The organism is Streptomyces sp. NPDC057900 (assembly GCF_042887885.1).
Taxonomy (GTDB): domain Bacteria; phylum Actinomycetota; class Actinomycetes; order Streptomycetales; family Streptomycetaceae; genus Streptomyces.
The window spans coordinates 13,774-33,764 of record NZ_JBHVOI010000009.1 but is presented as its reverse complement, the minus strand read 5'-3'; the positions used below and the strand labels follow the sequence as shown (position 1 = coordinate 33,764).

At 71.5% G+C, this 19,991-nt stretch carries 20 protein-coding genes; 5 read left to right on the top strand and 15 right to left on the bottom strand.

Features of this window, described 5'->3' with window-relative positions; genetic code table 11:
• Positions 1-261: 261 nt before the first annotated feature.
• On the top strand, positions 262-972 hold the full coding sequence (locus ACFVQ0_RS27515; protein ID WP_390091885.1) for a hypothetical protein: 711 nt from the start codon (positions 262-264) through the stop codon (positions 970-972).
• Between the two features lie 53 nt (positions 973-1,025).
• On the opposite strand, the gene recX is transcribed toward ACFVQ0_RS27515, so the two are convergent.
• From recX to ACFVQ0_RS27495, 4 genes are all read right to left on the bottom strand, one after another.
• Entirely contained in the window at positions 1,026-1,793 is a 768-nt protein-coding gene (gene recX / locus ACFVQ0_RS27510) for a recombination regulator RecX (RefSeq protein ID WP_390091884.1), read from the bottom strand.
• 3 nt (positions 1,794-1,796) lie between these two features.
• Complete coding sequence (gene recA, locus ACFVQ0_RS27505) at positions 1,797-2,930, bottom strand: recombinase RecA (protein ID WP_390091883.1); 1,134 nt, start codon at positions 2,928-2,930, stop codon at positions 1,797-1,799.
• Positions 2,931-3,126: 196 nt separating this feature from the next.
• Positions 3,127-4,302, bottom strand: a complete 1,176-nt coding sequence (locus ACFVQ0_RS27500; protein WP_390092047.1) for an AI-2E family transporter — start codon at positions 4,300-4,302, stop codon at positions 3,127-3,129.
• A gap of 184 nt (positions 4,303-4,486) precedes the next feature.
• Complete coding sequence (locus ACFVQ0_RS27495; protein ID WP_390091882.1) at positions 4,487-4,681, bottom strand: DUF3046 domain-containing protein; 195 nt, start codon at positions 4,679-4,681, stop codon at positions 4,487-4,489.
• A 79-nt stretch (positions 4,682-4,760) separates the two neighbouring features.
• Between ACFVQ0_RS27495 and ACFVQ0_RS27490 the strand changes: the two genes are divergently transcribed.
• Positions 4,761-5,675 (top strand): hypothetical protein, encoded by a 915-nt coding sequence (locus ACFVQ0_RS27490; protein ID WP_390091881.1) that lies wholly within the window; start codon positions 4,761-4,763, stop codon positions 5,673-5,675.
• 27 nt (positions 5,676-5,702) lie between these two features.
• Here ACFVQ0_RS27490 and ACFVQ0_RS27485 read toward each other — a convergent pair whose 3' ends face one another.
• The 3 genes from ACFVQ0_RS27485 to ACFVQ0_RS27475 all read right to left on the bottom strand — a co-directional run bounded on the left by ACFVQ0_RS27485 (position 5,703) and on the right by ACFVQ0_RS27475 (position 7,730).
• Positions 5,703-6,008 (bottom strand): AzlD domain-containing protein, encoded by a 306-nt coding sequence (locus ACFVQ0_RS27485; protein ID WP_390091880.1) that lies wholly within the window; start codon positions 6,006-6,008, stop codon positions 5,703-5,705.
• Positions 6,005-6,802 (bottom strand): AzlC family ABC transporter permease, encoded by a 798-nt coding sequence (locus ACFVQ0_RS27480; RefSeq protein ID WP_390092046.1) that lies wholly within the window; start codon positions 6,800-6,802, stop codon positions 6,005-6,007. Before ACFVQ0_RS27480 ends, ACFVQ0_RS27485 begins: the two co-directional genes overlap by 4 nt.
• A gap of 64 nt (positions 6,803-6,866) precedes the next feature.
• Positions 6,867-7,730 carry an AraC family transcriptional regulator gene (locus tag ACFVQ0_RS27475; protein ID WP_390091879.1) on the bottom strand — a complete coding sequence of 288 codons (864 nt, stop codon included), beginning with the start codon at positions 7,728-7,730 and terminating at the stop codon, positions 6,867-6,869.
• Between the two features lie 56 nt (positions 7,731-7,786).
• Between ACFVQ0_RS27475 and ACFVQ0_RS27470 the strand changes: the two genes are divergently transcribed.
• The 3 genes from ACFVQ0_RS27470 (at position 7,787) to ACFVQ0_RS27460 (ending at position 14,177) form a co-directional block, all read left to right on the top strand.
• Positions 7,787-12,460 carry a DEAD/DEAH box helicase gene (locus ACFVQ0_RS27470; RefSeq protein ID WP_390091878.1) on the top strand — a complete coding sequence of 1,558 codons (4,674 nt, stop codon included), beginning with the start codon at positions 7,787-7,789 and terminating at the stop codon, positions 12,458-12,460.
• Positions 12,461-12,548: 88 nt separating this feature from the next.
• On the top strand, positions 12,549-13,376 hold the full coding sequence (locus ACFVQ0_RS27465; protein ID WP_390091877.1) for a DNA-formamidopyrimidine glycosylase family protein: 828 nt from the start codon (positions 12,549-12,551) through the stop codon (positions 13,374-13,376).
• Between the two features lie 36 nt (positions 13,377-13,412).
• A complete protein-coding gene (locus ACFVQ0_RS27460) occupies positions 13,413-14,177 on the top strand; it encodes an SDR family NAD(P)-dependent oxidoreductase (protein WP_390091876.1) in 765 nt (254 codons plus the stop codon).
• Here ACFVQ0_RS27460 and ACFVQ0_RS27455 read toward each other — a convergent pair.
• The 8 genes from ACFVQ0_RS27455 to ACFVQ0_RS27420 all read right to left on the bottom strand — a co-directional run bounded on the left by ACFVQ0_RS27455 (position 14,125) and on the right by ACFVQ0_RS27420 (position 19,753).
• Complete coding sequence (locus ACFVQ0_RS27455) at positions 14,125-14,424, bottom strand: hypothetical protein (RefSeq protein WP_390091875.1); 300 nt, start codon at positions 14,422-14,424, stop codon at positions 14,125-14,127. The two genes, ACFVQ0_RS27460 and ACFVQ0_RS27455, sit on opposite strands and share 53 nt — an antisense overlap.
• A gap of 203 nt (positions 14,425-14,627) precedes the next feature.
• Positions 14,628-14,822: a CsbD family protein gene (locus ACFVQ0_RS27450; RefSeq protein ID WP_390091874.1), complete on the bottom strand. Its 195-nt coding sequence runs from the start codon at positions 14,820-14,822 to the stop codon at positions 14,628-14,630.
• Positions 14,823-14,883: 61 nt separating this feature from the next.
• Positions 14,884-15,354: a Dps family protein gene (locus ACFVQ0_RS27445; RefSeq protein WP_390091873.1), complete on the bottom strand. Its 471-nt coding sequence runs from the start codon at positions 15,352-15,354 to the stop codon at positions 14,884-14,886.
• 209 nt (positions 15,355-15,563) lie between these two features.
• The gene (locus ACFVQ0_RS27440) at positions 15,564-15,947 is read right to left on the bottom strand and encodes a helix-turn-helix domain-containing protein (protein WP_024492760.1); all 384 of its coding nucleotides are present in this window, start codon (positions 15,945-15,947) and stop codon (positions 15,564-15,566) included.
• Between the two features lie 109 nt (positions 15,948-16,056).
• Positions 16,057-16,566, bottom strand: coding sequence for a CinA family protein (locus tag ACFVQ0_RS27435; protein WP_390091872.1), 510 nt, complete (start codon positions 16,564-16,566; stop codon positions 16,057-16,059).
• On the bottom strand, positions 16,563-17,345 hold the full coding sequence (gene pgsA / locus ACFVQ0_RS27430; protein WP_390091871.1) for a CDP-diacylglycerol--glycerol-3-phosphate 3-phosphatidyltransferase: 783 nt from the start codon (positions 17,343-17,345) through the stop codon (positions 16,563-16,565). Before pgsA ends, ACFVQ0_RS27435 begins: the two co-directional genes overlap by 4 nt.
• Complete coding sequence (gene rimO, locus ACFVQ0_RS27425) at positions 17,342-18,820, bottom strand: 30S ribosomal protein S12 methylthiotransferase RimO (RefSeq protein WP_390091870.1); 1,479 nt, start codon at positions 18,818-18,820, stop codon at positions 17,342-17,344. Before rimO ends, pgsA begins: the two co-directional genes overlap by 4 nt.
• 132 nt (positions 18,821-18,952) lie before the next feature.
• Positions 18,953-19,753 carry a helix-turn-helix domain-containing protein gene (locus tag ACFVQ0_RS27420; protein ID WP_390091869.1) on the bottom strand — a complete coding sequence of 267 codons (801 nt, stop codon included), beginning with the start codon at positions 19,751-19,753 and terminating at the stop codon, positions 18,953-18,955.
• Between the last annotated feature and the right edge of the window lie 238 nt (positions 19,754-19,991).

Here is a 19,991-nt window from a genome sequence, read left to right as displayed (position 1 = left end):
CCCTCTTCCCAGGCCTTGTCCGGGCTGCTTCGGCATACGTCACAGACTCCTCCGTGCGTGGGTGCCGGTGCACTGGAGCGTCCCGCCGTCTTGATACGGGGGCTTTCCCCCGCATCCCGCGCGCCCGAGGGCTCTTCCCGGCCCGAATCCGTCGCGACACACCCGTATGGCCTCGCTCCGGTGGAGCCATCGCCGTACGGGACGGACATTCGGCTCAACGACCAGGCGCCGCTACGCCGCTACGACGGGGAGCCCACACCAATGCCGACTACAGCTCCGACGACTGCTCCGACCACCGCGCTGTCCTCCTCGCTGACCCCTGACGAGCTGGACGTTCAGGCCGCCCGGCTTCACGACACGGACGCGTGGCGGCAGATCGTCACGGGCTGGGACCGCACGGCTCAGGAACCCGTACGTCCCGTACGTCCCATCCCGGCCGAACCTGGTACGGACCCGTCGCACCCCTCACGCCCGTCACATCCGTCGCAGGCGGACCCTGCCGACTGGCGTGATCTGCTGTCCGTGCCGGTCGATCAGCTGATCGCGGACACCGTTCGCACGCTGCCCGCCGCCGCGCCGCGCGAGCGTCCGCTCCCCGGGCGCCTCGGTGCGGTACTGCCCGACCGGCTCCACTCCTGGCGGCGCATCGGACAGCCCGAGGTGCGGCCCTCCACCCACCTCGCCCACGCACGGCGGATCCTCACCGAGTGGGGCTGGCAGAACACCCCGTACCGGTTGCGCAACGCGAGGGGCGCCCGTTGCGTCTGCGGTGCCATGCTCACCGCGCATCGCCTCGGCTACGGTTCGGCGGCGACCGTCGACCGGGCCGGCGCCTGGCTGATCACCGAGCTCCGCTCCCAGGGCTGGACCGGGCTGATCGGGCCGTGGAACCGCTACCCCGGGCGCACCGCCGCCGACGCGGTCGCCCTGATCGACGCCACCATCAGCCGCGCGGCCCGCGCCGGCCAGTAGCGCACGCCGACCGGCCGGACTCCCCAGTCGGAAGCCCCGCCCGCAGGCCCCGGTCAGAAGGGTTCGTCCAGCCCTTCCGTGTCCTCGCCCTCTTCTTCGAGTGCCCTGCGCACCACCCGCAGGGCCATTCCCTCCCCGTATCCCTTGCGGGCGAGCATGCCGGCAAGCCTGCGCAGCCGTTTGTCGCGGTCCAGCCCCCGCGTGGAGCGGAGTTTGCGCGCGACGAGTTCGCGCGCCGTCGCCTCCTCCTGGTCCGGGTCGAGCCGGCCGACGGCCTCGTCGATGACCGTCGCGTCCACGCCCTTGGTCCGTAGCTCGCGGACGAGGGCGCGGCGGGCGAGTCCTCGGCCGTGGTGCCTGGATTCCACCCAGGCGTCGGCGAACGCGGCATCGTCGATCAGACCGACATCCTCGAAGCGCGACAGGACCTCTTCCGCGGCCTCGTCCGGGATCTCCCGCTTGCGCAGGGCGTCCGCGAGCTGTTTGCGGGTGCGCGGCGTCCCGGTGAGCAGCCGCAGACAGATGTTGCGCGCCTGCTCGACCGGGTCTCGCGGCTCCCCCTTCTCGGCCCTCGACGAGGAGGGGGAGCCGCTGCTTCTGGAACGGGACCGGGAACGGCGCCCGGCCCCCTCACCGAACCCCGGACTCGATCCCTGCCCCGGTCTCCTGCCCCGGCCGGCCCCCGCTGCCGGTTCGTAGGGGAGACCGGCCTCAGAGCCGGATCCGGAGGTGCTTCCGTCGGTTGATGCGGCGGCGAATCCGGTGCCGGGGCCCTCGCCGGGTTCGGCGGCGAAGTCCGGCCACTCCGTACGACGCGTCACGGTCTAGCTCTTGGCCGCCGTCGTCTTGGCCGGCTTGGTCTTGCCGGCCGCAGCGGACACCGGCTTGGCCGCACCTTCGGCCGGGGCAGCGGCGGTACCGGCCGCCGCGTCCGCCGCGGGATCGGCGGAGGCCGCGTCGGGCCGTACACCGACGCCCAGCTTCTCCAGGATCTTCTTCTCGATCTCGTTGGCGAGATCGGGGTTGTCCTTGAGGAAGTTGCGGGCGTTCTCCTTGCCCTGGCCGAGCTGGTCGCCCTCGTACGTGTACCAGGCGCCGGCCTTGCGCACGAAGCCGTGGTCCACGCCCATGTCGATCAGACCGCCCTCGCGGCTGATGCCCTGGCCGTAGAGGATGTCGAACTCCGCCTGCTTGAAGGGCGGCGCGACCTTGTTCTTGACGACCTTGACGCGGGTGCGGTTACCGACGGCGTCGGTGCCGTCCTTGAGCGTCTCGATCCGTCGGATGTCGAGGCGCACCGAGGCGTAGAACTTGAGCGCGCGGCCACCGGTGGTGGTCTCCGGCGAGCCGAACATCACGCCGATCTTCTCGCGGAGCTGGTTGATGAAGATCGCGGTGGTCTTGGACTGGTTGAGCGCGCTGGTGATCTTCCGGAGCGCCTGGCTCATCAGGCGGGCCTGCAGACCCACGTGCGAGTCGCCCATCTCGCCCTCGATCTCCGCACGGGGCACCAGGGCCGCCACGGAGTCGATGACGATCAGGTCGAGGGCGCCCGAGCGGATCAGCATGTCCACGATCTCAAGGGCCTGCTCACCGTTGTCCGGCTGGGACAGGATGAGGTTGTCGATGTCGACGCCGAGCTTCTTCGCGTACTCGGGGTCCAGCGCGTGTTCGGCGTCGATGAAGGCCACCGTGCCGCCGAGCTTCTGCGCGTTCGCCACGGCGTGCAGCGTCAGTGTCGTCTTACCGGAGGACTCCGGTCCGTACACCTCCACCACACGGCCGCGCGGCAGGCCGCCGACGCCGAGCGCGACGTCGAGCGCCGTCGAACCGGTGGGGATCACCTCGATGGGCTCGTTGGGCCGCTCGCCGAGGCGCATGACCGCGCCCTTGCCGAATTGCCGCTCAATCTGTGCGAGTGCGGCGTCCAGCGCCTTCTCGCGGTCGTTTCCTGCCATGGGTTCCACCCGATTTGCTTGAGTCGATCGCTTCACGTCTCAGACGCTAACCCCTGCCACTGACAATGGGCCTCGACGTCCTCCCGGCCTGTGGACAACTCCACGGTCGAGCCCGGCAAAACCCGGCCGGAATCCCATGAGAACGGATGTTCGATTTTGGTGTCAAGCGCGCCACGCCGCCCCGGCTCGCCCGCCCTCAGGGGCGCGGCTGCGGTCCCTGCGGCTCGTCGCCCTCACCCGGCGGCCGCCCGCCGTCGCTCTCCGGGGCCTGCCTGAATCGGCGCAGCCGCGCCGCCAGCGGTTCGCCGAGCCGCCACTGGTGCTGACCGTGCACCCGCGGGTCGTCCGTGACGGCGTACCGCTTCACATAGGCGCCGAGGAAGGCCTGCAGCGTGGCCACCGCCGGGATGGCGATGAGCGCGCCGACGGCGCCCATCAGTGCCGTACCCGCGATCACCGAGCCGAAGGCGACCGCCGGGTGGATGTCGACCGTTCTGGCGGTCAGCTTGGGCTGGAGCAGGTAGTTCTCGAACTGCTGGTACACGACGACGAACCCGAGGACCCAGAGCGCGTACCAGGGGTCGACGGTGAAGGCGATCAGCATCGGCAGGGCGCCCGCCAGATAGGTGCCGATCGTGGGGATGAACTGCGACACGAGCCCGACCCAGACCGCGAGCGCCGGCGCGTACGGCACTCCGAGGGCCGCCAGCAGGATGTAGTGCGCGATTCCCGAAACGAGCGCCATCAGCCCGCGCGAGTAGAGGTATCCGCCGGTCTTGGCGACCGCGATCTCCCAGGCCCGCAGCACCTCCGCCTGGCGGGAGGGCGGGAGGACGGAACACAGTCCGCGGCGCAGCCGGGGTCCGTCGGCGGCGAAGTAGAAGGAGAACAGGAAGATCGTCAGCAGCCGGAACATGCCGCCGAGGACCGTGGTCGACACGTCGAGCACACCGGTCGCGCTGTTCTGGACGTACTTCTGCAGCCAGTCGGAGTGCAGCAGGCTGTCCTGCACCTCGACCCGGGAGAGCTCCGTGTGGAAGGTCTGGTTGACCCAGTTGATCACCGAGTCGAGGTACTTGGGGAACTCGTCGACCATGTCGACGATCTGGCCCGCGAGCATCGAGCCGAGCATCACGACGAAACCGATGCTCGCGATCAGCACGGCGAGGAAGACCAGGAACGTGGCGAGGCCCCGGCGCATACCGGCGGCCGACATGCGGCTCACCGCGGGCTCGATGGCGAGCGCCAGGAAGAAGGCGATCAGTATGTTGATCAGCAGGCCGATGAGCTGGTCGAACGCCCAGCTGCCGAGCCGGAAGCAGGCGTAGAGCGCGAGGGCCAGCACCATCGCACGCGGCAGCCAGGCGGGCATCCGGACCGGACCCGCGCCCGACGGCGGGGCCGATGGCTCGACCGGCGGGACGGGCGGGGTGAGGGGCGGCTGGGTCTGAACGGTCTCGTCTGTCGGTGCCACAGAACCAGTCTCGCCTACGGCTGCGACACTCCGGCGCGCACCCCGGGCAACCGTCGTCCGGCGCAGGGCTCCGAGCTGCGCCTCAGCGCTTGTCCGCGGGGATGCCGACCGCCGCGCAGACTCCGCGCCAGACGTCCTTGGCCTCCCAGCCGGCGGCCAGTGCCTCATGGACGGTACGGCCTCCCAGCTCGGCCATCACATGGTCGCGCGCGAAGGAGTCGGCGTAGCCCGCGCCGAAGTGGTCCGCCATCCGTTCCCAGAAAATCGTCAACCGCATGCCACCAGTATCCCGCTCCTGAGAGTGCAGCCGGGCCGCCTGCCCTTGCCGGGAGCTCGCACCGGCTTACGGTCGGTCCATGGCTGGAACCGGAGAAAGTCCCCTCAACCGTGCCGAGCAGTTCATCTGGCTCACGGCCCGTGTCCTCGAACAGCGGCGGTTCGCCCACCACTTCCTGAACGGAAGCGCCGATGCCGTGGAAACAGCGCTCGCCGCCCATCTCAATGAGGACGGCGGGTACGGTCACGCGCTCGAACCCGATCTGCGCGGACCCGTCAGCCAGCCGCTGCACACGGCCCACGCGCTGAGCGTCCTCGACTCCATCGGCCGCTGCGACGGGATCCGGGTGGAGCGGATCTGCCGCTTCCTTACGGATGTGTCCACGAAGGAGGGGGCCCTGCCCGCCCTTCTCCCCTCGCAGCGCGGCTATCCGGCCGCACCGTTCATTCCGATCGTCGACGACCCGCCGGCCGAGCTGCTGGCCACCGGCCCCGTGGTAGGGCTGCTGCACCGCAACGCGGTGTGGCATGCCTGGCTGTTCCGGGCCACCGACTTCTGCTGGGCGGCCGTCGATGCCCTTCAGGTGTCTCATCCGTACGAGATCGAGGCGGCCGTCGCCTTTCTCGACGGAGCCCCTGACCGGTCGCGGGCCGAGGCGGCGGCCGATCGTCTGGGGCGCCTGGTACGCGAGCAGCGGCTCGCCGTGCTCGATCCGGAGCAGCGGGCGGACTATCCGGTGGCGGCCGGTTACGCGCCCGGCGAGCAGCACTTCCCGTACGACTACGCCCGTGCCCCCGAGTCGCTCGCCCGCCGGTGGTTCACCGACGCCGAGATGGAGCTGTCGCTGGACCACCTGGCGGCCGGGCAGCAGGCGGACGGCGGCTGGCCGGTGACCTGGCGGCAGTGGGCGCCGGGGACGGCTCTGGAGGGACGCCCGCTGGTGACGCTCAGGGCGTTGCAGACGCTGCGCGCGCACGGGCGGCACCTGGGCTGACCCGGGCTGCCCGCCCGCCGCCCGCGTTCACCCGAGGGCGCGCACCGCGGCGGTGACGACCACGGCAGCGCCCACCACCACGAGGAAAGGGGCGCGCAGGACGAGCGCGAGCGCTGCCGCGGCGAGACCCGCGCCCCTGGCGTCCAGCGCCAGGTGCTGCCCGTCACCGAAGGTCTGCTGTGCGGTCAGGGCGGCCAGAAGCGCCACCGGCAGCAGCGCCGCGAGGCGCTGGACGATGGGGCGCTCCAGAGCACCGGCGGGCACCAGGAGGCCGAGGAGCTTGGCCAGGTAGCAGCCGACGGCGGTGAGGGCGATGGCGATCCAGATGTTCATCGGCCGTCCTCCGGCGTGATCGTGCGAGAGCCCTTCGCGCCCTGCGCGTGCGGCGGCTTCCCGGCGGGCTGGGCGGGCTGGGCGTTCCGAGGGGCCGGGCCCTTGTCGCGTCCCTTCATAAAGAGGACGGCGGGCGCCGCGAGCGCGGAGACCAGTACGGGCACCCCCGCGGGCAGGAGCGGCAGCAGACCTAGGACGAGAACGACCGCCAGCCCGGCGGTGACGCGCTCCGTCGTGGTCTTCAGCATCGGCGCGAGCAGGGCGAGGAAGACGGCGGGGCTGGCCGCGTCCAGCCCCCAGGCGTCGGTGTCACCGAGCGCCTCCGCGCCCAGGGCGCCGACCAGCGTGGTGAGGTTCCACAGCACGTAGAGCGTCAGCCCGGTGACGGTGAAGCCGATCCGGGCGGCGCGCCGGGTGGGCTGGGGCAGGGTCACGGCCGTCGTCTCGTCGATCACCCAGTGGGCGGCGAAGGGGCGCACGGCGCGCGGGAGGGCGAGCAGCTGCGACAGCCGCAGGCCGTAGAACGAGTTGCGCACTCCGAGGAAGAAGGCGCCGGCTGCCGCGGTGTACGGGTTGCCGCCCGCCGCGAGCGCGCCCACCAGGGCGAACTGGGAGGCGCCGGTGAAAACGAGGAGGCTGAGCGCGCAGGTCTGCAGCAGGCTCAGTCCGGAGCCGGCCGAGGTGACGCCGAAGGCGAAGCCGGAGAGTCCGACGGCTATGCCGACGCCGAGCGCGTCCCGTACGACGGCCGCGTCCGGTTTGGCACCGGCGGTGATCACGCTGCCGTCGGCGATCCCACCGGCGTCGGCCGGTTCACCGACTCGTTGAGGTGTTGTCTGTTCTGCCACGTTCGGAACGCTACTGGGGTGGTTCCGGATCGGTCTTGTACGTTCTTGCACGTTCGCGCTGGTAGGCGCCCGGTGGCACGCCCACGATCCGGGTGAAATGACGGTTGAGGTGCGGCTGGTCGGTGAAGCCGACCTCTGCGGCCGCCACCGCGGGCGGCGTGCCCGCGTCGAGCATCCGGCGGGCACGGCGGACCCGGGCGTCGGTGAGCCAGGTGTGCGGCGGCATTCCGTACTGCTTCTTGAAGGCTCTCAGCAGGGCGAACGGGCTGGTGCCCAGCTCGGTGGCCAGCGCCTCCAGGGTGGGCGGCCCGGCCATCCTGGACTCCAGTACGGCGCGGGCCCGCTCCGCGTCCCGCGCCCCCGCCGCCCGGGGCTCGAACGTGGGAAGAGCGCTGCCGTGCCCGGTGAGCAGATGCGTGACGAGGACCCGCAGCACGCTGTCCGCCGCCAGTGCGTTGCCCTCCTCAGCGGCCCGGTGGACCGCGCGGATCAGCCGGGCCGCGTGCGGATCGATCACGCGCGTCTCCGCGAAGCCGACCGTTCCGCGCAGGCTCGTCGTATCGGCCGCGATGTCGCTGATCACCTGTGCGGACGGGTAGAGCGTGGCGTACACCCAGCCCTCGGGAACACCGGCCCTGGCGGTGTGCGGCACCTCCGGATTGATCATCACGACGGAGCCGGGGCCCGCGTGGACGGTGCCGCCGGGCAGGGCGACGTCCTCGATGCCCTGGCTGACAGCGCCGAGGACATAGCCCTCATGGCTGTGCCTCGGGAAGGTGTGGCGGACGTAGCGGGCCCGCAGCAGGTCGAGCTCCGGCAGTTCCTCGTACTGCCAGTGCCTCGCCCACTCACCCTGCCCCGCAGCTCCCGCCATACCCGAATTCTCGCAGCTCGCGGCCGTTGTCAGTGGCTGGGTGCACGATGGGGACCATGACCGGCTCCGCACTCGATTCGTTCTCCGCCGCGACCCGCGGCTGGTTCACGGGAGCCTTCAGCGCGCCCACGGCCGCGCAGGAGGGTGCCTGGCGGGCGATCGGTGAGGGCTCCGACGTACTGGTCGTCGCGCCGACCGGTTCCGGCAAGACCCTGGCGGCCTTCCTCGCCGCTCTGGACCAGCTGACGGCGGTCCCGCCGCCCGCCGAGGCGAAGAAGCGCTGCCGGGTGCTGTACGTATCGCCGCTCAAGGCCCTCGCGGTCGATGTGGAGCGCAACCTCCGCTCCCCGCTCACCGGCATCCGCCAGGAGTCGGTGCGCCTCGGACTGCCGGAGCCCGAGGTACGGGTGGGCATCCGTTCCGGCGACACCCCGCCCGCCGAGCGCCGCTCGATGGCGACCAGGCCACCGGACATCCTGATCACCACCCCCGAGTCCCTGTTCCTGATGCTCACCTCCTCCGCACGGGAGGCGCTGGCAGGGATCGAGACGGTGATCCTGGACGAGGTGCACGCCGTCGCGGGCACCAAGCGCGGCGCACACCTCGCCCTGTCGCTGGAGCGTCTCGACGAGCTGCTGCCCCGGCCGGCCCGCCGGATCGGCCTGTCCGCCACGGTCCGTCCGGTCGACGAAGTGGCGCGGTTCCTCTCCCCGCAGCGGAGGGTGGAGATCGTCCAGCCGCCGTCCACCAAGCAGTTCGATCTGTCGGTGGTCGTACCCGTCGAGGACCTGGGCGAGCTCGGCGGCTCCCCCGCCGCAGGACCGGACACCGCGGACCAGGCGGACAAGCCGTCGATCTGGCCGCAGGTGGAGGAGCGGATCGCCGATCTCGTCCAGGCGCACCGCTCCACCATCGTGTTCGCCAACTCCCGCCGGCTGGCCGAGCGGCTCTGCAACCGGCTCAACGAGATCGCCTACGAGCGGGCCACCGGCGAGACTATGCCGGAGGCCCACTCACCCGCCGAGATCATGGCCGAGTCGGGCGCCGCGAAGGGCGCCCCCGCCCTGCTCGCCCGTGCGCACCACGGATCGGTCTCCAAGGAGCAGCGGGCCCAGGTCGAGGAGGACCTCAAAGCGGGCAGGCTGCCCGCCGTGGTCGCCACCTCAAGCCTGGAGCTGGGCATCGACATGGGCGCGGTCGACCTGGTGATCCAGGTCGAGTCACCGCCGTCGGTCGCCTCCGGGCTGCAGCGGGTGGGCCGGGCCGGACACCAGGTGGGCGCGGTATCCACCGGAGTCGTCTTCCCGAAGTACCGCGGTGACCTGGTGCAGGCCGCTGTGGTCACCGAGCGGATGCGGGAGGGCTCCATCGAGGCGCTGCGGATCCCGTCCAATCCGCTGGACGTGCTGGCCCAGCAGCTGGTCGCGATGGTCGCTCTGGACAGCTGGCAGGTGGACGATCTGCTGGCCGTGGCCCGCCGGGCGGCGCCCTTCGCCTCGCTTCCCGAGTCGGCGTTCATCTCCGTCCTCGACATGCTGGCGGGCCGCTATCCGTCCGACGCCTTCGCGGAGCTGCGCCCGCGCGTGGTCTGGGACCGTGTCGCGGGCACGGTCACGGGCCGCCCCGGCGCCCAGCGGCTCGCCGTCACCTCCGGTGGCACCATCCCCGACCGCGGGCTCTTCGGAGTCTTCCTGGCGGGCGCCGACCCGAAGAAGGGCGGCGGCCGGGTCGGTGAGCTGGACGAGGAGATGGTCTACGAGTCCCGGGTGGGGGACGTCTTCACGCTGGGCACCACGTCCTGGCGGATCGAGGACATCACCCGCGACCGGGTCCTGGTGTCCCCCGCGCCCGGCGTCCCCGGACGGCTGCCGTTCTGGAAGGGCGACCAGCTGGGCCGCCCGCTGGAGCTGGGCCGCGCCCTCGGCGCCTTCCTCCGCGAGCTCGGCGGGCTGTCCCCCGAGGACGCCCGCGAAAGACTGCTGGCCGCGGGCCTGGACACCTGGGCCGTGGACAACGTCCTGTCGTACATCGACGAGCAGCGCCGGGCCTGCGGCCACGTACCGGACGACCGGACGATCCTCGTCGAGCGTTTCCGCGACGAGCTGGGTGACTGGCGCGTCGTCGTGCACTCACCGTTCGGCGCCCAGGTGCACGCCCCCTGGGCGCTCGCGCTCGGCGCCCGCCTGGCCGAGCGGTACGGCATGGACGCCCAGGTCATGCACGCCGACGACGGCATCGTGCTCAGGCTGCCGGACGCCGACATGATGGGCCTGGATCTGCTGGACTTCGACCCGGTGGACCAGGACCGGGCGTCGCAATCCGGCGGCGGGGCGCCTCTCCCGCCGCCGAACACCGCCCACGACAGCGACCAGCCCCCGGTCGGCGCCGCCGATGTCGCCTTCGAGCAGGGCGAGATCGGACAGATCGTCACCGACCAGGTCGGCGGCTCCGCCCTGTTCGCCTCCCGGTTCCGCGAGTGCGCGGCGCGGGCCCTGCTGCTTCCCCGGCGCAGCCCCGGCAAGCGCACCCCCTTGTGGCAGCAGCGGCAGCGGGCCGCCCAGCTCCTCCAGGTCGCCTCCGAGTTCGGCTCGTTCCCCATCGTCCTCGAAGCGGTCCGCGAATGCCTCCAGGACGTCTTCGACGTCCCCGGGCTCACGGAAGTGATGGGCGATCTGGAAGCCCGCCGGATCCGCCTGGTCGAGGTGACGACCCAGGAGCCCTCCCCGTTCGCGCGCTCGCTGCTGTTCGGCTACGTCGCGCAGTTCCTGTACGAGGGCGACTCACCCCTTGCCGAGCGGCGGGCGGCCGCGCTCTCCCTCGACTCCCATCTGCTGGCCGAGCTGCTGGGCCAGGCGGAGCTGCGCGAGCTGCTGGACGCGGACGTCCTGACCGAGCTGGAGCGGGAGCTCCAGTGGCTGGCCGAGGACCGCCGGATCAAGGACATCGAGGGCGTCGCAGATCTGCTGCGGGTCCTCGGGCCGCTCACCACCGCCGAGCTGACCGAGCGCGGGGCACAGGAGCCGTGGGCGCAGGAGCTGTCGTCGGCTCGCCGGGCCATCCGGGTCCGGATCGGCGGTGACGAGCACTGGGCGGCGATCGAGGACGCGGGCCGACTGCGCGACGCGCTGGGCACCGCCCTCCCCGTCGGCGTCCCGGAGGCGTTCACCGAACCGGTGAAGGACCCTCTCGGTGACCTCCTCGCCCGCTACGCCCGTACGCACGGCCCGTTCACCTCCACCGCCGCCGCTGCCAGGTTCGGCCTCGGCACCGCGGTCACGGACGGTGCGCTGCAACGCCTGGCGGCCTCCGGCCGGATCGTCCAGGGGGAGTTCCATCCCGCCGGCATCGGCCAGGAGTGGTGCGACGCCACGGTGCTGCGCCGGCTGCGGCGCCGCTCGCTCGCCGCGCTCCGCCATGAGCTGGAGCCGGTCCCGCCCGCCGCCCTCGCGGGCTTCCTGCCCCAGTGGCAGCACCTCGGCAGCAACAGCCTGCGCGGAATCGACGGACTGGCCCGCGCCATCGAGCAGTTGCAGGGCGCTCCGGTCCCCGCCTCCGCCCTGGAGAAGCTGGTGCTGCCAGGCCGCGTCACCGGCTACTCCCCCGCGCTCCTGGACGAGCTCACCACCACCGGCGAGGTCGTGTGGGCCGGTGCGGGCGCCCTCCCCGGCAAGGACGGCTGGCTCTCCCTCTACCTGGCCGACAGCGCGCCCCTGCTGCTGGCTCCCCCGCGCCCGCTCGAACTCAGCGCGCTGCACGAATCCGTGCTCACCACCCTCACCGGCGGATACGGGCTCTTCTTCCGCCAGATCGCCGATCAGGTCCGGGCCACCACACACCCGGACTGCACCGATCCGCAGCTGGCGGACGCCGTCTGGGACCTCACCTGGTCGGGCCGGCTCACCAACGACACGCTCGCACCGCTGCGCTCCCTCCTGGGCTCGGGCCGCACCGCCGGCTCGACCGCGCACCGCGCCAGACGGAACGTCCCACGCGGCCGTTACGGCTCACTGACGGCCGCCGCCCGCCCCGCCTCGCGCACCGGTCCGCCCACGGTCTCCGGCCGCTGGTCCCTGCTGCCCGCCACCGAACCCGAACCCACGCACCGGGCCCACGCGCTGGCCCGCACCCTGCTGGACCGGCACGGTGTGGTGACGCGCGGCGCGGTCCAGGCCGAGGGCGTCGAGGGCGGGTTCTCCGCCGCGTACCGCGTACTGGCCGCCTTCGAGGACAACGGGCAGGCCCGGCGCGGCTATGTCGTGGAGGGGCTGGGGGCCGCACAGTTCGCGATGGACGGCGCGGTCGACCGGCTCCGCGCGGCGTCCACCGCCCGCGACCGCAAGGAGCCCGGCCTGGCTCCCACCGCCCTGGTCCTCGCGGCGGCCGACCCGGCCAACGCCTACGGAGCGGCGCTGCCCTGGCCCGAGCCGCCGGACGGAGCCGGGCACAAGCCCGGCCGCAAGGCGGGCTCCCTGGTGGTCCTGGTCGACGGCGAGCTGGCGCTGTACATGGAACGCGGCGGGAAGACGCTGCTGGCCTGGCCGACCGATCCGGAGGACCCCGCGCTGCGGGCCGCAGCCGACGCCCTGGCCGCGGCGGCCAGGGCGGGCGCCCTCGGCACGGTGACGGTGGAGCGCACCAACGGCGTCTCGGCGCTGACCTCACCGCTGGGCCGCACGCTGGAGGCGGCCGGCTTCCTCGCCACCCCCAGAGGCCTCCGCCTCCGCGCCTGACCCGGCAGGCGCACCCGTACGCGCTCGTTCCCCGCCCGCGCACCACGCATCCCCCGCGTCCCCCGCCCGCGCCACGCATCATGGAGGCATGCCAGAAGGAGACACCGTCCTGCAGACCGCCAGGCGTCTGCACCAGGCGCTCGCGGGCCAGGTCCTCACCCGGTCCGACCTCCGCGTCCCCCGCTTCGCCACCGCCGACCTCACCGGCCGGACCGTGCTCGACGCCATCGCGCGCGGCAAGCATCTGCTGACCCGCTTCGAGGGCGGCCTGACCCTCCACAGCCATCTGCGGATGGACGGCGCCTGGCGGATCTACGGCCCCGACGAACGCTGGCGCGGCGGCCCCGCGCACCAGATCCGCGCCGTCCTCGCCAACACCGCGCACACGGCCGTCGGTTACCGCCTCCCGGTCCTGGAGCTCCTGCGCACCGCGGACGAGGAGAAGGCGGTCGGCCACCTCGGCCCCGACCTCCTGGGCCCCGACTGGGACGCCGGTACGGCGTTGCGCAATCTGCTCGCCGACCCGGCCCGCCCGCTGGGTGAGGCTCTGCTGGACCAGCGCAACCTGGCCGGCATCGGCAACATCTACAAGGCCGAGCTGTGCTTCCTGGCCCGTGCCACCCCGTGGCTCCCCATCGGTGACCTGCCGGCCGCCACGGCTCCCCTTCTGGTGAGCACCGCCCACCAGCTCCTGGAAGCCAACCGCGACCGCCCGGTCCGTATCACCACCACCGGCACAAGTCCCCGCACCGCCGCCGGTCAGCCGTTCCGCGCCGGCCGCCCGAGCGAGAACCTCTGGGTCTACGGCAGAACCCACCGCCCCTGTCTGCGCTGCGGGGCCCCGATCCGTGCGGCGGAGCAGGACGCCAGGCCCGCCTACTGGTGCCCGCACTGCCAGTCCGGCCCCACCCCCTAGTTGACGGGTCGTCAGATCCGGTCGTACGGTCCGGTCATGCCCCTTGCCGCGTACGACCTCACCGGCCGATCCGCGTTCGTCACCGGCGCCGCGGGCGGTATCGGCCGCGCCTGTGCCGTCCTGCTCTCGGAGGCGGGCGCCACCGTCCACTGCGCCGATCTCGACGCCAAGGGCCTCCAGGAGACCCTGGAACTGATCGGCGCGGCGGGTGGCGAAGCCCACACGCATCCGCTGGATGTCACGGACCGCGATCAGGTCCGGGCCGCCGTCGCGGCCGCCGGGGATCTCGACATCCTGGCCGCCGTCGCCGGGATCATGCACACCAGCAGCGTCCTGGAGACCGCCGACGAGGACCTCGACCGGGTACTCGCGGTCAACTTCAAGGGTGTGCTGTACGCCTGCCAGGAAGTGGCCCGCACGATGCTCGCCCGCGAGGCTCCCGGCTCCCTGATCACCATGGCCTCGGGTGCGGTCGACTCCGCGAGCCCGGGGCTGCTCTGCTACAGCACGGCCAAGGCGGCGGTGGTCCAGCTGACCAAGACCCTGGCGACCGAACTGGGGCCGCACTCCATTCGGGTCAACGCCGTCGCGCCGGGCTGGGTCCGCACCCCCATGACCGCCCGCCACGACGCGGAACAGCAGCACCGGGCGGAGGCCACCATGGCCCGGATCTCCCCGCTGGGCAGGGTCGGGGAACCCATGGACGTGGCACACACGGTGCTGCATCTGGCGTCCGACGCGTCGGCCTTCATGACGGGTCAGATCCTCCGCCCGAACGGTGGCGTCGCCATGCCCTGGTAGCCGCCGCACCGGCCCACCGGGACCGCGCCCCCGCCGCGCACCGCCGCAGCAGCCCGGTACCCGCGTCGAATATCCCGGTCGGCCGGGCGGTCGCCGCCACATGCACCGGCAGGAGGCTCAGCCCCCAGCCGCCCGCCGCCACCGCTCCCTCGACCACCCCGGCGTGCGCCGGCTCCAGCACCAGCCGCAGCACGGCCCACCACCACACACCGCCGAGAACGAGCGCCGGCACCCATCGCCGTACCATGGCTGCCTCCTCCGGCCGAACCCAGTACCTCCCGGCAATATGTCCGGCCTGATCCCCCAAGGGGAGAGCGCACCGGTGCAGTACCGGCGCGCGCGGCGCAGGCGCGCACCCTCGCAGTCTCACCCGGCTCCGCCCGGGCCGCATCCAGAGCGGAGCCCCCACCGTCGGACGGTGGGGGCTCCGCTCTGGATGCGGCTCGGGCCTCAGTGCTTGTCGTCGCCGGTCAGCGAGTCCTTGACGCCCTCGGCGTGCTCCTTGGCATCACCCATGGCGCCCTTGGCCTTGCCCTTCGCCTGGTCCGTCTTGCCCTCGGTCTCCTTGCGGCGGTCACCGGTCAGCTTGCCCATGGCCTCCTTGGCCTTACCGGTGATCTTGTCCTTGGCGCCTTCGTCGGTCATGGCAACTCCTCGAATGGGATTCGAATGGGATTCGAGCGGAAGGGGATTTGAGGGCGTGGACTCAGGCGCTCTCGGCCTGGAACATCCACGCGTGCTTCTCAAGATCAGCGGTCAGCGCGATCAGGATGTCCTGGCTGACCGGGTCGGGGTCGCCGGTCAGCTCGATCCGCTCCCGCATCCGGCCGATGACCACACCGAGGGCGTCGACCAGCGTGCGTACCGCGTCCACGTCCTTGACCCAGCCCTCGGGCACGGAGTCGATGGCCGTGGTCCTGGCGATCGTCCCCGACCGCCCGTCCGGATTGACGCCGAGCGCGGAGGCCCGTTCGGCAACCGTGTCGGAGTGCTGGCGGGCGGTGTCGACGACCTCGTCGAGCTGAAGGTGCACGGACCTGAAGCGCGGCCCCACCACGTTCCAGTGGACCTGCTTCGCGACCAGGGAGAGGTCGACGAGGTCCACCAGGGCGCCCTGGAGCGCACCGCCGACAGACTTCAGGTCGGCCTCGGACAGCGGGCTCTTCACTACAGACATGCACGTCTCCGATCTGTATCCATTCCGTTCAGCACCACCCACGATGGCACAAACGAAGCGAAACGGTCATTCGGGGAAATCTCTGTACGAGATGCTTCCCCGGTCTCACAGAGACCGTCTGCCCGCCATCACGCGAAGCACACACAGAAGCCCCGGTCCACCCCCTGAGGGGAGAACCGGGGCTCCGGATTCACACCGAACCGAGCGGGTCAGGCGGCGACGACATCCACCGCTTCCGCAGGCGCCTTGATGGTCACCCGTCCCGTCGGTACACCAGCCACCGACGAAACAGAGACGGAATTGAGCCTGGGGCGCACCGGTACGGGTACCGGATCGCCGGCTGCTGCCGACTCGGCCAGTTCAGCCAGCGACAGATCATCGCTCACTTCACGCATGAGCTCGGACATCCGTACGTCAAGCGCGTCGCAAATGGCGGAGAGCAGTTCGGAGGATGCCTCCTTCTGCCCCCGCTCCACCTCGGAGAGATAGCCGAGCGAAACTCGGGCGGACGAGGAGACTTCGCGCAGAGTACGGCCTTGGCGCTGGCGCTGCCGACGCAGCACGTCACCAAGCAGGCGACGGAGCAGAATCATCGGTGGCTCCCTCCTCGGACCGCGTAGCCGCATCCTTCACGCCCCACCGTACCGCCTAGCGCCGCGGCCGTGCGGGGAGCGATGTCGTGTTCACTCAGGGCTGCAAACATCAATTCCCCCCGATCTGTTCCGTATCCTGTGCGCTCGCGTACTCGCCGAGTTCGCCGGAGAGCAGATCGAGCACGCTCCGTACGCTCTCATTACGGATGTCCGCTCGTCCGCCGTTCAACCTCAGTGTGGCCACTTTCGCCTCGCCGTCAGGCCCGCAGGCTGCGACGAAGACCGTTCCCACCGGCCGGCCGTCCTGCGGCTCGGGGCCCGCTACTCCGGTGGTGGCCAGGCCCCAGTCCGCGCCCAGGACCCGGCGCACGCCCGCCGCCATCTGGCGGGCCACTTCGGCGTCCACCGCACCGCGTGACGCGAGAAGGGCTGGATCCACACCCAGGACTTCACTCTTGAGGGGGGTCGCGTAGGCCGTCACGGACCCGCGGAAGGACCGCGAGGCGCCGGGTACGGACGTCAACTCCGCGGCGACCAGGCCACCGGTCAGCGACTCCGCCACAGCCAGGGTCTCGCCCCGCTCGACGAGCAGTCGCAGCACCCGGGCCGCGGCTGTCACCGCTCGGCCTCCGCCGCTCCACGAGCCCCTGAGGTCCCGGAGACCCTGTCCGGGGCCCCGGAGACCCTGTCCGCGCCCTCGCTGCTCCCCGGCGCCTCAGCGGCCGCCTCGACGGCCTCCTGTGCCGCGGCGGACCGTTCCGCCGCGAGCCCCTGGCGACGCAGCACGATGGCCTGGCGCACATAGTCCAGACCGGTGACGACCGTCAGCACGACGGCCACCGCCATCACCCAGAACCGCAGCGTCGCCAGCGGTCCGGTCAGCGCCAGGACGTACATCCCGACCGCCGTCCCCTGCGCGAGCGTCTTCATCTTCCCGCCGCGGCTGGCCGGAATGACCCCGTGGCGGATCACCCAGAACCGCAGCACGGTGATGCCGAGCTCCCGGAAGAGGATCACGCCCGTGACCCACCAGGGCAGATCACCCAGGTACGACAGGCAGATCAGCGCGGCGCCCATGATCGCCTTGTCCGCGATCGGGTCGGCGATCTTCCCGAAGTCGGTGACCAGGTTGTACGTACGCGCCAGATGTCCGTCGAACAGGTCGGTGATCATCGCGACGGCGAAGGCCGCCCAGGCGAAGGAGCGCCAGGCCGGGTCGTATCCGCCGTTGTGGAGCAGCAGCATGACGAAGCCGGGCACCAGCACCAGCCGGGCCATGGTGAGGAGATTCGCGATGTTCCACAGGCTCGCCTGATTGACGGCCGCAGTGCCCAGCTTCCCGCCGCGGACCGGCGTAGCGCCGGAACCCCCTGTCGCGGATGCCGGCGCTCCGGTCATCTGGCCACCTCCGCAAGCTCACGGCATTCGGCCACCAGGTCGACGCCCTCGGTGCCCACTGCCTCTGCCTCGACCATACGGCCCGGGACGAGACCCTCGCGTGCCGTGAAGAGCACCTGGCCGTCCGTTTCGGGGGCCTGGTGCGCCGCGCGGCCCACGGCGCGGGATTCGTCCTCGGTCGCCTCGACCGATTCGACGAGCACCTGGAGCGTCTCCCCGACGCGTTCCTCGGCCCGCTGGCAGGTCAGCTCCTCGGCCAGCTGCGAGATGTGCGCGAGCCGTTCCGCGATGGCGTCGGCGTCCAGCTTGTCGGCGTAACCGACCGCCTCCGTGCCGTCCTCGTCGGAGTAGCCGAAGACGCCGATGGCGTCGAGGCGCGCTCCCGTGAGGAACCGTTCCAGCTCCGCCACGTCCGCCTCGGTCTCACCGGGGAAGCCGACGATGAAGTTGGAGCGCGCACCGGCGTGCGGCGCCTTGCTCCGGATGGTGTCCAGCAGTTCGAGGAAGCTGTCGGTGTCACCGAACCTGCGCATCGCCCGCAGCACGCCGGGGGCCGAGTGCTGGAAGGAGAGGTCGAAGTACGGCGCGACCTTCGGCGTCGAGGTCAGCACGTCGATGAGGCCGGGCCGCATCTCGGCGGGCTGCAGATAGCTGACCCGGATGCGCTCGATCCCGTCGACGTCCGCGAGCTCCGGCAGCAGCGTCTCCAGCAGCCGGATGTCGCCGAGGTCCTTGCCGTACGAGGTGTTGTTCTCGGAGACCAGCATGACCTCCTTCACCCCCTGCTCGGCCAGCCACCTGGTCTCGCCCAGGACGTCCGAGGGGCGGCGCGAGATGAAGGAGCCGCGGAAGGACGGGATGGCGCAGAAGGAGCACCGGCGGTCGCAGCCGGAGGCCAGCTTCACCGAGGCGACCGGGCTGGTGCCAAGCCTGCGGCGCAGGGGTGCCCTGGGTCCGGAGACCGGGGCGATGCCCTCCGGGAGATCGGCGGGGGCCGGTGCGGCCTCCTGGGCGTGGCCGGGCAGGGCGACGGTGGCGTCCTGGCGCTCGGCCGGGCTGATCGGCAGGAGCTTGCGGCGGTCGCGCGGGGTGTGGGAGGCGTGGATGCCACCGTTGAGGATGGTCTGGAGGCGGTCCGAGATGTCTGCGTAGTCGTCGAATCCGAGGACTCCGTCCGCTTCCGGCAAGGCCTCTGCGAGGTCCTTTCCGTAGCGCTCGGCCATACAGCCGACGGCGACGACGGCCTGGGTGCGGCCGTGGTCCTTCAGATCATTGGCTTCGAGCAGGGCATCGACGGAGTCCTTCTTGGCGGCCTCGACGAATCCACAGGTGTTGACCACGGCGACATCGGCATCGGAGGCATCCTCGACGAGCTCCCAGCCGTCCGCTGCCAAGCGGCCTGCGAGCTCCTCCGAGTCCACCTCGTTACGGGCGCAGCCAAGAGTGACAAGGGCGACGGTACGGCGTTCGGGCATGGGCTCAAGACTACTTTGTCCCGGCACTGGCCCCCGCGTGCAGGTTCCTCGGTCACAGGGAGTGACAAAGCGGCGAGCGCCCGGCGTGATGGCCGGGCGCTCGCCGCTGTGTGCGAACCGTGCGGGTACTGGTCAGCCGACCTCGGGGTCACCCTTGGTGTACGAGAGCCGCTCGACCTGACCGGGCTGGAACTGGTCCTCGACCTTCTTGCCGTTGACGAAGAGCTCGACAGAACCGGCGTCACCGAGGACGAGGTCGACCCGCTCCTTGTCCTGGAACGTCTTGGACTGGCCCTGCTGGAGCAGCCCGTCGAAGAGCAGCCGGCCGTTGTGGTCCTTGGCGGAGATCCAGCTCTTGCCCTGACTGGCGCTGAGCTTGACCGTCACCTTGTCCTGCGGCGCCGCGGCGATGGCGCTGTCGGAGGGGGCCGGCTTGGGGTCGGCGGGCTTGCTGCTCGCCGGCTTGGGGGTGATCTTGTCGGACGTCGGTCCCTCGGCGACCCGGCCGGCCGTCGAGGGCTCGTCACCGCCCTTGAAGAACGTGAAGCCGACGAATCCCACCACGGCGACGATGGCCGCGACCATGGCCGCGGTCCAGTTGGGCCGTCGGGGTTCGGAACGGATCCGCTCGGCTTCGAACAGGGGAGCCGCCGGGGTGGGCGAGGGACGGCCGCCGTGCTCGCCGTCGTACTGCGAGACCAGCGGTTCCGGATCGATGGAGACGGCACGTGCCAGCGTACGGATGTGGCCGCGCGCGTACACGTCGCCGCCGCAGCGGGAGAAGTCGTCGTCCTCGATCGCGTGCACGATGGGGATGCGCACCCGGGTGGACGTGCTGACCTCTTCGACCGTGAGACCTTCGGCGATTCGAGCCTGCTGGAGCACTCGACCGATCGAAGGCCGGTCGTCTTCGGGGGAGTTGCCGATGGACACGGGGGCGCCTTTCGAGCGTGAGCCACCTGCTGGATGTTCAGTCTAGGGGGGGTAAGAAAGGGTGGGGCAACCGGGAGGGAGCACTTTGTACGCCATCAGATTCGAACAGACTCCGATGCGCCGGACCGCCTCTCGGAAGGACACTCTGCTGTCCCTCCCTTCAACTTGACGTACGACCCGGCGAAACGGTTGCCCGCAAAACCCTCACGAACCAAAACCCGCACGGCCCAAACCCGCA